At 38.0% G+C, this 13,642-nt stretch carries 10 protein-coding genes, 1 pseudogene and 1 CRISPR repeat array; of the genes and pseudogenes, 8 read left to right on the top strand and 3 right to left on the bottom strand.

What is annotated here, in order from left to right:
* Nucleotides 1–42 precede the first annotated feature (42 nt).
* A complete protein-coding gene (locus AC012T_RS02020) occupies nt 43–1,137 on the top strand; it encodes a tetratricopeptide repeat protein (RefSeq protein WP_487062654.1) in 1,095 nt (364 codons plus the stop codon).
* Nucleotides 1,138–1,380: 243 nt separating this feature from the next.
* Here the strand turns inward: AC012T_RS02020 and AC012T_RS02015 are convergent, their stop codons facing one another.
* Nucleotides 1,381–2,076 carry a potassium channel family protein gene (locus tag AC012T_RS02015; RefSeq protein WP_323313585.1) on the bottom strand — a complete coding sequence of 232 codons (696 nt, stop codon included), beginning with the start codon at nt 2,074–2,076 and terminating at the stop codon, nt 1,381–1,383.
* 155 nt (nt 2,077–2,231) lie between these two features.
* A complete protein-coding gene (locus AC012T_RS02010) occupies nt 2,232–3,566 on the bottom strand; it encodes a TrkH family potassium uptake protein (protein ID WP_487062653.1) in 1,335 nt (444 codons plus the stop codon).
* A gap of 112 nt (nt 3,567–3,678) precedes the next feature.
* On the opposite strand from AC012T_RS02010, the gene AC012T_RS02005 reads away from it, so the two are divergent.
* The 6 genes and pseudogenes from AC012T_RS02005 (at nt 3,679) to coaE (ending at nt 8,701) form a co-directional block, all read left to right on the top strand.
* Nucleotides 3,679–4,521: a methyltransferase domain-containing protein gene (locus tag AC012T_RS02005; RefSeq protein ID WP_487062652.1), complete on the top strand. Its 843-nt coding sequence runs from the start codon at nt 3,679–3,681 to the stop codon at nt 4,519–4,521.
* Entirely contained in the window at nt 4,496–4,624 is a 129-nt protein-coding gene (locus AC012T_RS02000) for a hypothetical protein (RefSeq protein ID WP_487062651.1), read from the top strand. Before AC012T_RS02005 ends, AC012T_RS02000 begins: the two co-directional genes overlap by 26 nt.
* Nucleotides 4,625–4,805: 181 nt before the next feature.
* Nucleotides 4,806–5,747: a homogentisate phytyltransferase gene (locus AC012T_RS01995; RefSeq protein ID WP_487062650.1), complete on the top strand. Its 942-nt coding sequence runs from the start codon at nt 4,806–4,808 to the stop codon at nt 5,745–5,747.
* A gap of 4 nt (nt 5,748–5,751) precedes the next feature.
* Nucleotides 5,752–6,222: a tetratricopeptide repeat protein gene (locus AC012T_RS01990; protein ID WP_487062649.1), complete on the top strand. Its 471-nt coding sequence runs from the start codon at nt 5,752–5,754 to the stop codon at nt 6,220–6,222.
* 52 nt (nt 6,223–6,274) lie between these two features.
* Nucleotides 6,275–8,056 (top strand): annotated as a pseudogene (gene cobA, locus AC012T_RS01985) (uroporphyrinogen-III C-methyltransferase).
* A gap of 42 nt (nt 8,057–8,098) precedes the next feature.
* A complete protein-coding gene (gene coaE, locus AC012T_RS01980) occupies nt 8,099–8,701 on the top strand; it encodes a dephospho-CoA kinase (RefSeq protein WP_487062648.1) in 603 nt (200 codons plus the stop codon).
* 199 nt (nt 8,702–8,900) lie between these two features.
* A CRISPR array of direct repeats spans nt 8,901–11,470; the repeat unit is 37 nt; unit sequence GTTTCAATCCCTAATAGGGAGTAATAGAAATTGCAAT.
* A 240-nt stretch (nt 11,471–11,710) separates the two neighbouring features.
* On the opposite strand, the gene ald is transcribed toward coaE, so the two are convergent.
* Entirely contained in the window at nt 11,711–12,802 is a 1,092-nt protein-coding gene (gene ald / locus AC012T_RS01975; protein ID WP_487062647.1) for an alanine dehydrogenase, read from the bottom strand.
* Between the two features lie 306 nt (nt 12,803–13,108).
* Between ald and AC012T_RS01970 the strand changes: the two genes are divergently transcribed.
* A complete protein-coding gene (locus AC012T_RS01970) occupies nt 13,109–13,279 on the top strand; it encodes a hypothetical protein (RefSeq protein WP_015217022.1) in 171 nt (56 codons plus the stop codon).
* Nucleotides 13,280–13,642: the final 363 nt, after the last annotated feature.

Raw genomic sequence — 13,642 nt, 5'->3', positions numbered from 1 at the left:
GATTGTGTCAGGATTTCAATTACAAATATAAGGTTACAAGTTATGGCTAAAAAAAATCTACTTACTCGGTACTTGCACAGTTCATTTCCAGCCGATTTTTACAAAAATTCCGCACAACGATTAGGACTTTTGTTTGCTTCTTCTGCATTTTTGGTGTTGGGTTTACCGACAATTATTAATTTGCCAGGAAGCAAACTGTTGGCGCAAAGTGTGGTTTCTCAGGATTTAGACGCAGCTATTTTGTATCAACTGGGAGTTACCCGCTATCACCGCAAAGACTTCAAAAGTGCTGAAGCTGCTTTCAGGCAAGCTTTACAGCGAGATATTAATATTGGGTTAGCACGGCATTATTTAGGTAATATCTTGATGGAGCAAAATCGCCTAGATTTAGCTGTACAAGAATATGGGGAAGCGATTAAACTTAATCCCAATTTTGGCGATGCTTATTACAATTTGGGTTTAGCTCTGCAAAAACAAGGACAAAAAGAAGCGGCAATTAGTGCTTACCGACAAGCATTAGTAGTCAGTCCGACGATGGCAGCAGCCCAGTATAATTTGGGAGTTGTTTTGTATGAACAAGAACAGCGAGAAGAAGCAATCGCGGCTTATCAACAAGCAATTAATTTAGATGGTAGCAATGCCAATGCTTATTTTAATTTAGCGATCGCACTCCAGCAAGAAGGACAAGTAGAAAATGCGATCGCAGCCTATCGTCAAACCTTAACGCTAAATCCTGAAAATACCTTAGCTTACAACAATTTAGGCAGTCTCTTCGTAATTCAAAATCAACCCTTAGAGGCTATTGCCATTTACCAAAAAGCTATTCGCCAAAATCCCAAAAATGCCTTAGCTTACTATAACTTAGGAGTAACTTTATATAATCAAGGCGATCTCAAGACAGCAAATCAAGCATTTAAACGCGCTCGTCAAGAGTATAGCGAACAAGGAAATACTGAACAAACCGCGAAAATTGACGAAATAACCCAGAAAATTACCGAACATTTAACACCCAAAAAACCACAAACCACAACCCCCACTCCTAAGAATGATGTAACATTACCTGCACCTGAAGAAATAATGCCCGTCAACTCTACTGATATGCCTAACACTGTAGAACAACAACCAAAAACACCCTAAGTAGGGTTTGTTTAAAAAGTTGTTGGTGAGGACTCTTAATAGAGAATAGGCAATAGGTCAGGACTTACGCAAAACAGAACGGAAGTAGGGGTAATTCATGAATTACCCCTACGCAAGAATCAGGTTTTGAGTTTAATCTTGCGTAAGTCCTATAGGTAACGGTTTCAGCTATCTGATAGCCTGCGTGTCGTAGCCATACATCCTCAAGGAGAATATTTATCTTTCTGCTGCCTGTTGTCTATCTCAAATTGGCAAGCGATTAATATCCTTATTACAGCCAATAACTACCATCGCTGTACCACGTTCTAAACGCTTAGTAGGGTCAGGATTAATCTTAAATTTACCATCCTGACTCACTGCCAACAAATTCAACCCATAACGATTACGAAGTTGGATTTCAGCAACAGTTTTACCGTGAAATTCATCAGGGACAATCAACTCAACAATGCTGTGATCTGGGTCGAGGTCAAATCGATCTAGAATTGATGGTTTAGTGAGTGTTCTAGCTAAAGCACAACCAGCTTCAAACTCTGGAAAAACAACATGATCTGCTCCCACTCGTTTTAATAACTTGCGGTGAACTTCACTAGAAGCTTTAGCAACTACATGAGGTACACCAGCTTCTTTGACATTGAGAGTGGTGATAATACTTTCTTGAATATAGTTACCAATTGCTACAATTACCGTATCAAATTCAAAAATACCAGCTTCTTTAAGTGCCGCAGGTTCAGTTGAATCTAGTTGCACAGCATGACTAACAATTTCATCAGTTAACGCTTCTGAAACTAGCTTTTCATCAACATCAGTAGCTAAAACTTGATAACCTAAATTATGCAGCGTAGAACAAACAGAACGACCAAAGCGACCTAAACCAATTACCGCAAATTGGTGGTTATCTTGGCGTAAACTGCGAAAAAACTTTAATGATGAAAGATTCATGATTGGTGATTGGTGATTGGTAATTGGTGATTGGTAATTAGTAATTGGTGATTGGTAATTAGTAATTGGTAATTGGTAATTGGTAATTGGTAATTGGTAATTGGTAATTGGTAATTGGTGATTAATAATTTCCCCTATTTCTCCATCTTCCCAGACTATCCTACGAGTAAATTCTCTTCTGGATAGTGAACTCTGCTAGGACGAGGGTCTCCTAATAAAGCTGACATCAATAATAAAACACCAACTCTACCAATATACATTGTGACAATTAAAATTAGTTTTGCTGCTGTGGAAATACCACCAGTTATACCTGTAGACAAACCAACTGTGGCAAACGCTGATACCACCTCAAACAAGATTTTAATAAACTCTAATTTAGGATCTGTGAGACTAATTAAAATTGTTGCCCCAATCACAGTAGCTAGAGAACCAAAAACTACGCCGACAGCTTTTAAAATCAGTGATATAGCTATCTTACGATCATACAATAAAACTTCTTCTTTCCCTTGAAGGATAGATTTTGTACAACTAGTCAGAACTCTCAATGTTGTTGTTTTTATACCTCCTCCCGTACCTCCAGGACTGGCACCAATAAACATCATTGCAATGGTTATAAATAAACCCGCATCCGTCATTTGCCCAATGTCAATAGTGTTAAATCCAGCAGTTCTAGGAGTAACTGATTGAAACCAAGCCGATAGTAATTGATCAGTAAAACTCAAATTACCAAATGTTTGAGGATTCCTAGTTTCTATACAAAGAAAGGCTACTGTTCCCAATGCTAAAAGTATCAAAGTTGTACTGGTTGCTACTTTAAAATCAAGAGAAAATAAGATCGCATTGGGTTTTTTCAAAATTCTATCGCGTAACCAAAGGTATATATCTAAAATTACCTGATAACCAATTCCTCCAAAAATAATTAAGCCGGTGATTGTGAAAACTACTAATCCTGAACTTTGATAGCCTATTAAGCTGTCTTTAAACAAACTAAACCCTGCATTATTCCAAGCATTGATGCTATGAAATATAGCCAACCACAATCCTTGATTCCAACCATAATCAGGAACAAAAGCTGGCAATAATAACAATATTCCTGTGATTTCAAAAATCATGGTTGTTGCAATGATTGAACGGATAATTTGCGTGCTACCGCTCATCCCTGGACGGTCTAAAGCTTGTTGAATTGCTACTTTTTGTCGCAGGTCAAATCTCCTGCCAATTAACAAAATCAAAAATGTGGTAGTTGTCATATACCCTAAACCGCCAATTTGAGCCAATAGTGTGATAAACAATTGACCCCAAAAGGAGAAAAAAGTACCAGGATCAACTACTGATAACCCTGTAACACAGACTGCGGACGTTGAGGTAAAAAGTGCTACAATTGGGTCATTCCACATACCATTGCTAGTTGAGAAAGGCATCATTAACAGGATAGTTCCTAGCAGGATGACAGCCATAAATCCCAAGCAGATTGTACGAGCAACAGTCATAAGTAATTTACAATTTTCTTCTGGAAGCAAAATCGCCTTATCTAATTAAATACACAGATGGTAGCCTAACAATATGTTTTTTGAAATTCGGCTTTGTCTTCTCTGGTGACTCATGAGTACAACACTTTATCAGCAAATTCAACAATTTTACGATGCTTCCTCTGGTTTGTGGGAACAAATTTGGGGAGAACATATGCATCATGGTTACTATGGTGCCGACGGGAACCAGAGGAAAGATCGCCGTTTAGCCCAAATTGATTTAATCGAAGAACTGCTGAAATGGTCAGGGGTTAAGGGTGCGGAAAATATACTGGATGTGGGTTGTGGTATTGGTGGCAGTTCCTTATACTTAGCTGAAAAGTTTAATGCTAAGTCAACAGGGATTACACTGAGTCCTGTACAAGCGGCTAGAGCGACGGCTAGAGCGAGAGAGGCTAATTTGAGCCAGAGAAGTCAATTCCTTGTGGCCAATGCTCAAGAAATGCCGTTTGCTGATGATTCTTTTGATTTGGTTTGGTCGCTGGAAAGTGGTGAACATATGCCAGATAAGACTCAGTTTTTGCAAGAGTGTTACCGGGTGTTAAAGCCTGGTGGGACTTTGATTATGGTGACTTGGTGTCATCGACCAATTGATAGAAAACCACTAAATGCAGATGAACAGAAGCATTTAGATGATATTTATCGCGTTTATTGTTTACCTTACGTGATTTCGTTGCCAGAGTATGAAGCGATCGCACATCAACTACCATTAAACAACATCCGCACCGCCGACTGGTCAACCGCTGTCGCCCCCTTTTGGAATCGGGTAATTGATTCAGCATTCACTCCCCAAGCAGTGTTTGGCTTACTGGTTTCTGGTTGGAGTACAATTCAAGGGGCGCTTTCTTTGGGTCTAATGCGTCGGGGTTATGAACGGGGATTAATTCGATTTGGCTTATTATGCGGTCATAAATGATAGTAGGAGTCAGGAGTTCGGAGTTTCTCCTATGCCTACGGCACGGCTTCGCCGAACGGAGATGCTACGCGAACGGAGTCAGGAGTCAGGAGTTCAGGAGTAAAAATCTTTTGCTGTATGGCTTTTTCTGTAAATCCTGTACCCCATTCAAGTGAATACCGCCATAAATGTATTTAAACACCCTGTAGGGGCGGGGTTTCCCCGCCCTTTGAATTTGTTTTGAATTTGCCAGGGTTTCCCCGCCCTTTGTAATTTTTTTGTAGTTTCCAGTTAGAGAGTAGAAAATGAATCAGTTTTATAAACAGAATTCTCCGATTTCTTCAGTAAACTGGCTTTATGCCTTTTGGAAATTTTCCCGACCGCACACAATTATCGGCACAAGTTTAAGTGTATTGGGTTTATATTTAATTACCCTTGGTGTCACTTCCACAAACTTTTCTAATCCTCATTTTGGTCAAATTTTAGGAACTTGGATTGCTTGTATATCTGGCAATATCTACATTGTTGGTTTAAACCAATTAGAAGATGTTGATATTGACAAAATTAATAAACCTCATTTACCCATAGCATCAGGTGAATTTACTAGACAACAAGGTAAATTAATAGTCATTATTACCGGGATTTTGGCACTGATTACCGCTTGGTTAAACGGCCCTTATTTATTGGGAATGGTGGCGATTAGTTTGGCGATTGGTACAGCTTATTCTTTACCGCCAATTCGCTTAAAACAGTTTCCCTTTTGGGCTGCACTGTGTATCTTTTCTGTCAGGGGAACAATTGTTAATTTAGGACTGTTTTTGCATTTTAATTGGTTATTGCAAAAAAGCCAAAGTATTCCAGGTGCAGTATGGGCGCTGACTGTGTTTATATTGGTGTTTACATTTGCGATCGCTATCTTTAAAGATATCCCTGACATGGAAGGTGATAAACTTTACAACATTACCACATTTACCCTGCAACTAGGACAACAAGCAGTATTCAATCTTGCCCTTTGGGTATTAACTGTTTGCTATGTAGGAATGATTATGGTCGCTGTATTAGATTTAGCCCAAGTAAATGCCATATTTATATTTATCACCCATATAGTAGCCTTAATTGTCATGTGGTGGCAAAGTAGAAAAGTAGACTTGCAAGATAAAAGTGCGATCGCAGATTTTTATCAGTTTATCTGGAAACTGTTTTTCATCGAATATCTAATTTTTCCTTTCGCGTGTATTTTGGCTTAAAATCATGTTAGAAAATTTACCAGTTAGTAATATTTTTGCTATATCTTTAGTAATTGCCAGTATTGGGACTCTCATTTATTTCGCCTTGAGAACATTAATTACTTCAAACTTATTTCAAAAAGGCATCAAGCTTTTTCAAGCCAAAGACTACGAAGGTGCAGAAGCAGCTTTTCGTCAAGTAATTGCCATCAACTCTACCAATGATATGGTGCGGTTATTATTGGGTGATCTTTTAACCCAAAAAGGCGAAATTGATCAAGCCAAAGAATTATTCAGCGAAGTAATTATTCTTAATCCTAAAAATCCCAATGCTTACCTCCGCTTGGCAAATATTTTGCTACTCCAAAAAAAAGAAGCAGAAGCAATAAATAACCTCCAACAAGCAAAAGATTTATTTCAAAAACAGCGTCAACCGCAAAAAGTAGAAACAATAGATAAAATTCTCCAAGACATAGCAAGTGAAAGTAACCAATGACCAATGACCAATGACCAATGCCCAATTCCCAATTCCCAATGCCCAATACCCAATGCCCAATAATAAAGTTTACCTTGTGGGTGCAGGCCCAGGAGATTTGGCATATTTAACTGTTAAAGCTTATCGTCTTTTGGCATCTGCCCAAGTGTTAGTTTATGATGCTTTAGTAGATGCTCAATTGTTAGATTGTGTACCACCAAATTGTCTGAAATTAGATGTTGGTAAACGCGGTGGTAAACCCAGCACTCCCCAAGCTGAAATTAACAATTTACTAGTTAAGCATTGTCAAGAAGGTAAACAAGTTATTCGGCTAAAATCAGGAGATCCTTTTATTTTTGGCCGCTGTATTTCCGAAATAGAAGCTTTAAAATCTGCCGGTTGTGAATTTGAAGTTATACCAGGAATCTCTTCAGCCTTAGCCGCACCTTTGCTTGCAGGAATTCCTCTGACAGATAATGTTCTCAGTCGCTGTTTTGCTGTATTGACAGCACATGAACCAGATGTTTTAGACTGGGAAGCACTATCAAGATTAGAAACTTTGGTAATTTTGATGGGGGGAAAAAATTTAGCAGAAATTGTTCATCAACTGCTACGCCATAACCTATCCCACTCTACACCAATTGCTATTATCCGTTGGGCAGGAACTCCCAGTCAAGAAATTTACATAGGTGAATTAGGCAATATTTTGGTACAAACTGCGGGTTTATCTCTCTCCCCAGCAGTAATCGTTATTGGTGAAGTTGTCCGGTTACGCCAATATCTATAGTATAATTACTTATTAAGAAACTTAGTATATAGCAATTCCCATTCAAGTGAAGTACAAGAAGAAATAATTAAACGCAGATGGACGCAGATAAACACAGATAAATTTGTACCTCATTAGATTGGAAAAGGCTATATTTGATTATCGCTCTTCCCATTACCAACAGTAACAAATATGATTAAGTATATCTTTTACGGCCAGCGAAGCTCACAAACTAACATGATATAACCTGAGAAAAATATCTTTATAAATAGCCAAAACTCTTATATTTTCCCTATGTCAAGCAATCTTCCTCTTTCAGGTAAAACCATTTTAGTGACACGTTCGGTTGGACAGTCAAGCCAATTTAGCGATCGCTTGTCGGCAGCAGGTGCTACAGTCATTGAAATGCCAGCCTTAGAAATTGGCCCCCCTTCCAGCTGGAAAGCTTTAGATCAAGCAATTGTTAACTTATCAACTTTTGACTGGTTAATTCTCACTTCTAGCAACGGTGTAGACTACTTTTTTGAAAGATTCTACCTCAAAGGTAAAGATAAAAGTAATTTAAAAAAGATTAAAATTGCCGTTGTTGGTGAAAAAACAGCCCAAAGTCTTAAAAAACACAATATCCGACCTAATTTTATTCCCCCTCACTTTATCGCTGACTCCTTAGTGAAAAACTTTCCTGAAAACTTAGCAGGTAAAAAGATTTTATTTCCTAGAGTTGAAACCGGGGGTAGAGAAGTCTTGGTTAAAGAATTAACCACTCAAGGTGCAGAAGTTATCGAAGTTCCTGCTTATGAATCTTGTTGTCCCCAGAATATTCCCCCAGCAGCAGAATTAGCTTTGCAAAATCGTACCCTAGATGTAATTACCTTTGCTAGTTCTAAGACTGTGCAGTTTTTCTATCTCTTAGCAACTAGTAAATTAACAAATGGAGTGACACCTTATTTCGACAAAATTTGTATTGCTTCTATAGGTCCCCAAACTTCTAAAATTTGCACCGATTTATTCGGACGTGTTGATATTGAAGCTGAGGAATATACTGTAGATGGTTTAATTAAAGCAATTATAAAATGGTCTAAAGGGTGATTGGGGAATGGGTAATAGTTTTTTCTAATTACCAATTTACTAATGAAAAAACATTTAATCGGTTTAACTGGTGGTATAGCTACAGGTAAAAGTACAGTGGCTAATTATTTAGCTACTGCTTATAATTTACCAATTTTAGATGCAGATGTTTATGCTAGAGAAGCAGTATCTGTTGATTCACCTATCATTACCCAAATTTCCCAACGTTACGGCCAAGAAATTTTGCTACCAGATGGTAATTTAAATCGTTCTCAGTTGGGAGAAATTATTTTTAATCAGCCAGAAGAACGTAATTGGGTAGAAAATCTCATTCATCCTTATGTGAGGAATTGTTTTACTCAAGCTATTAATGAATCATGTGCAAATACCTTAGTTTTAGTTATTCCTCTGTTATTTGAAGCTGGTTTAGAGAATTTAGTTAGTGAAATTTGGGTTGTCTATTGTTCACCAGAACAGCAACAACAAAGATTAATTCAGCGAAATCATTTAACTAATGAACAAGCTGTCGCTAGAATTAATAGTCAATTATCTATTACTGAAAAAGTAGCCCGTGCTGATGTGGTTTTGGATAATTCCTCAACTTTAGAATCACTTTTACAACAAATAGATCTGGTGATGAAAAGGGTTTCTAGTAAGTTGATATGAAGTTGTATAGAACAAGATATCAAAAATAATTTACCGCAGATAAACGCAGATACAGCAGAATTTAGGAGTCAGGAGTAAAACTGGCTTTGTATATAGGTTTCAATTTAGATTTTGTACCTACTAACTATGCAAACTGGTGTAATTAAATTGGTGTCATTATTCTGTTTTGTTTGTCAACAGATTTCTGAAAATATTTTATGTTTAAGTCCCTAATAGGGAGTAATAGAAATTGCAATACGAGCATCTTTAAAATTGGCTTGTAGGATTGATGATAATGACGTTTCAATCCCTAATAGGGAGTAATAGAAATTGCAATTCTTCTTCATCTTTTTACTACACAATATATGCGGCGTTTCAATCCCTAATAGGGAGTAATAGAAATTGCAATTTTCGGGAATTGCCCCATCTGAAGGCTGAGTAAAGTTTCAATCCCTAATAGGGAGTAATAGAAATTGCAATTGAAATTAAACGGCTACTGACTGAAATAGAAACGTTTCAATCCCTAATAGGGAGTAATAGAAATTGCAATCTGCGACCGCTCAAAAAAAATCTCCATTCTCTCTTTCACGTAGGTTTCAATCCCTAATAGGGAGTAATAGAAATTGCAATTCCCTGAATTTTGATACCAGCGGCGATGTCGTCTTTGTTTCAATCCCTAATAGGGAGTAATAGAAATTGCAATTTATCAAATCACCTCATAGCTTTTAAGCCTTTCCCATAAAGTGTTTCAATCCCTAATAGGGAGTAATAGAAATTGCAATGCTTTTTGATTTCCGTAGCCAATTGTGAGTTTAGCTTGTTTCAATCCCTAATAGGGAGTAATAGAAATTGCAATACATCTAGAGGCAACTTTTGAATTTCCAGAAAGCTCGTTTCAATCCCTAATAGGGAGTAATAGAAATTGCAATATGCCCTGCGACGGGTGGTGCGGTGCTGAATTTCTCACCATAGTTTCAATCCCTAATAGGGAGTAATAGAAATTGCAATTGGTAATGCTTTAAAAAAGGGTGGTGTTGTCCTCGAAGTTTCAATCCCTAATAGGGAGTAATAGAAATTGCAATCTGTATTTTGGCTTGCTAACGCTTCAATTTGATATTGAGTAGTTTCAATCCCTAATAGGGAGTAATAGAAATTGCAATCTCCCAAGAATCCTATCTGTGGAATAGTATTTCGTTCAGTTTCAATCCCTAATAGGGAGTAATAGAAATTGCAATAGGTATCTTAAATGAGAAAATGTCTAAAGTCGATTAGTTTCAATCCCTAATAGGGAGTAATAGAAATTGCAATCATTGACTTAAACCACTTGCCAATCCTGAATCAAGGTTTCAATCCCTAATAGGGAGTAATAGAAATTGCAATTCTACCCAATCGGCACGGAATGGGTAAACCAACCTATGTTTCAATCCCTAATAGGGAGTAATAGAAATTGCAATTTGGGAACACTTGCAGAAAGTGTATATGCAGGAATTTGTTTCAATCCCTAATAGGGAGTAATAGAAATTGCAATTTGCCATTCTGCCCAATAGGTGTTTTGTCTGGTTTGTTTCAATCCCTAATAGGGAGTAATAGAAATTGCAATACGGCGGATCATGTCCTGCAAGTGTTCCCACGGTTTATGTTTCAATCCCTAATAGGGAGTAATAGAAATTGCAATACAAAGGATTATTAAAATTTGGATTTGGATTAAAAAGTTTCAATCCCTAATAGGGAGTAATAGAAATTGCAATAAAGGCATCCCAATGATGCCCTGTTGTGTCAACTAGATAGTTTCAATCCCTAATAGGGAGTAATAGAAATTGCAATTTTTAAAGGGGCAATTAGCCCCATAAATTACATCAGTTTCAATCCCTAATAGGGAGTAATAGAAATTGCAATAAGCAAAAGGAAAACACAATACATATTAGGTATTCTAGTTTCAATCCCTAATAGGGAGTAATAGAAATTGCAATATTAGAATTGCTATTACTATTACCTTGAGCGTAGTTTCAATCCCTAATAGGGAGTAATAGAAATTGCAATTTTCATCAATTTTTAACTCTTTGAGAATATCTGCAAAGTTTCAATCCCTAATAGGGAGTAATAGAAATTGCAATTGAAAAGCACCAAAAAAAAGGCGATCGCCTAAACGTTTCAATCCCTAATAGGGAGTAATAGAAATTGCAATTGGACATATGACCTTCCTGACCAAAGAAGAGGGTTTCAATCCCTAATAGGGAGTAATAGAAATTGCAATCATGATGAATCAAGCACACTACCACTTAACTCATCATGTTTCAATCCCTAATAGGGAGTAATAGAAATTGCAATCTGAGGATTCACTTTTAATTCGTGTTTAACAGATACTACGTTTCAATCCCTAATAGGGAGTAATAGAAATTGCAATTTCATTTGTTACTGATGCCAGGGTCATCACCCCTGGCGTTTCATTGTTTCAATCCCTAATAGGGAGTAATAGAAATTGCAATTTCATTTGTTACTGATGCCAGGGTCATCACCCCTGGCGTTTCATTGTTTCAATCCCTAATAGGGAGTAATAGAAATTGCAATGTGAATGAGTAGTGAATGAGTAGCTAGAAATCTGGGTTTCAATCCCTAATAGGGAGTAATAGAAATTGCAATCTTGCTACACGCCGATTGAAGGGCTGCTAATTTCTCGGTTTCAATCCCTAATAGGGAGTAATAGAAATTGCAATAACTCCAGGGAATTTCGCCTCTACTTCATCCAAATATTCGTTTCAATCCCTAATAGGGAGTAATAGAAATTGCAATAGCGGCATCATGGAAGCCTGTCTGTATTTGGTTTTCAAGGTTCGATTGCGCGAGCCTCATCATAATAGTCCATTTCAGGAATTGTGTCAAGAACAAAAAACGCTGAAACCCATGCTGTGTAAGGTGCGCGGATGGTTCATCAACATTAATAGTCGCAAAACCAAGCCTATCAAGAGATACAGCCATTTTTTGCTACTTCTCATTTTTTACACCTACCCACCCGCGCAAAAAAGCTGATGATTAACTCACCAAATCAGGGAAAACCTCTTGTACAGCCGGATGTATTAAACGATGGTTCTGCACATTCAAACCCTTAGCCAAAGCTGGGTTAATATCCAAAGCCTTAATTCCCAAATTAGCCAGCTGCACAGCATAGGGCAAAGTGCTGTTATTGAGAGCTTGAGTGGATGTCCAAGGTACAGCCCCAGGCATATTGGGAACACCATAATGTACTACACCCTCATCTATATATACAGGATTGGTGTGAGATGTAGGGTGTAATGTTTCTACACATCCACCTTGATCAACTGCAACATCCACAATGACTGAACCAGGATGCATTTGTTTAACCAAATCGCGGGATACTAAAATTGGCGCTCTCCTGCCGGGAATTAAAACCGCACCAATGAGTAAATCGGCTTCTTTAACTGCGGTTTCAATATGGGCAGAGTTGCTATAAAGCAGTTCCACTCTAGAACCAAAAAGAGTTTCTAAGTAAGCAAGGCGTTCAACATTAACATCTAAAATTTGTACGATCGCACCCATACCCACAGCAATTTTAGCGGCTTCTGTGCCGACGACACCACCACCTAAAATTACTACTTTGCCAGCTTTAACACCGGGTACACCACCTAAAAGTACCCCCTTACCACCTTGTTGACGTTCTAGGAATCTAGCGCCAAATTGTACCGCTAACCGACCAGCAATAATGCTCATGGGGGTCAGCAAGGGTAATCTATTCACCCCTGGTTGTTCTACTGTTTCGTAAGCGATCGCACTAATGCCACAATCTAGTAAATATTCTGTTAATTTGCGATCGGCTGCCAAATGTAAATAAGTAAATAATAACTGTCCCTTTTGCAAAAAATTATACTCGCTTACCAACGGTTCTTTAACCTTGATCACTAACTCCCGATTCCAAGCAGCTTCTGGTGTAAAAACAATTTCTGCTCCCGCACTGCTATAGTCTTCATCTGTAAATCCAGCACCAGCACCCGCTTGTGTTTGGACAAAGATACCGTGACCATTTTCTCGCAGTACCCGCACACTAGAAGGACTTAAACCTACACGAAACTCTTGATCCTTAGTTTCCTTAGGAACGCCGATTTCCATTTACAGCCTCTGATATTTTTTTATTTACTCTAGCCTGCCAGTCTCTATCTTGCTACTTCCGTATTAGAGATAGCCAATTTCTTACCCATCGCCCCTAAATCTACCTGCAAAACTGCCAACTCTTACCCTTGACTAATCTCCCAGTATTCTTACAATAGATAAAGAATCATTAAAAATTGTAAAGTCGGCTTTTGCATTGCTATCTCCAACAAGCTGCTGTTGGACTTCTCAAGTTAAAGCACTGCAATTAGCTAAAAGCTCAATTTAAAGTTTCGTTTGCCATCAAGAAAAGAGGAAAAACTGATAATGACACAACCACAACCAAGCGTTAACCCCAAACTAGAAGATCCCAAATTTGGTTTTAATGAATATTCCGAACGCCTAAATGGGCGGGCAGCTATGATTGGCTTTATCTTAATGGTTTTGATAGAATATCTCACCAATCAAGGTGTACTTTCATGGCTTGGTTTAAAGTAGTTTCACATTAAAACATAGCTATCAATTAACCCAAGTTGTTCATCTTGTTTTTAGCAACATATCCCATCTATTGTTTCGGAGAAGCAAGGCAGGGTGCAGGGGGCAGGGGGCAGGGTGCAGAAGAGAAAAATATTCTTCTTCACTTCTTTCTCCTAACTCCTAACTCCTAACTCCTAACTCCTAACTCCTAACTCCTAACTCCTAACTCCTAACTCCTAACTCCTAACTCCTAACTCCTAACTCCTAACTCCTAACTCCTAACTCCTAACTCCTAACTCCTAACTCCTAACTCCTAACTCCTAACTCCTAACTCCTAACTCCTAACTCCTAACTCCTAACTCCTAACTCCTAACTCCTAACTTC

The organism is Anabaena sp. EIM26, assembly GCF_057568715.1.
The sequence above is the reverse complement of the archived record's forward strand: the minus strand, read 5'-3'. Positions and strand labels throughout refer to the sequence as shown.

Coding starts and splice junctions, on each gene's coding strand:
- AC012T_RS02020 (WP_487062654.1), top strand. CDS start 43: ATGGCTAAAAAAAATCTACTTACTCGGTACTTGCACAGTTCATTTCCA.
- AC012T_RS02015 (WP_323313585.1), bottom strand. CDS start 2,076: ATGAATCTTTCATCATTAAAGTTTTTTCGCAGTTTACGCCAAGATAAC.
- AC012T_RS02010 (WP_487062653.1), bottom strand. CDS start 3,566: ATGACTGTTGCTCGTACAATCTGCTTGGGATTTATGGCTGTCATCCTG.
- AC012T_RS02005 (WP_487062652.1), top strand. CDS start 3,679: ATGAGTACAACACTTTATCAGCAAATTCAACAATTTTACGATGCTTCC.
- AC012T_RS01995 (WP_487062650.1), top strand. CDS start 4,806: ATGAATCAGTTTTATAAACAGAATTCTCCGATTTCTTCAGTAAACTGG.
- AC012T_RS01990 (WP_487062649.1), top strand. CDS start 5,752: ATGTTAGAAAATTTACCAGTTAGTAATATTTTTGCTATATCTTTAGTA.
- coaE (WP_487062648.1), top strand. CDS start 8,099: ATGAAAAAACATTTAATCGGTTTAACTGGTGGTATAGCTACAGGTAAA.
- ald (WP_487062647.1), bottom strand. CDS start 12,802: ATGGAAATCGGCGTTCCTAAGGAAACTAAGGATCAAGAGTTTCGTGTA.
- AC012T_RS01970 (WP_015217022.1), top strand. CDS start 13,109: ATGACACAACCACAACCAAGCGTTAACCCCAAACTAGAAGATCCCAAA.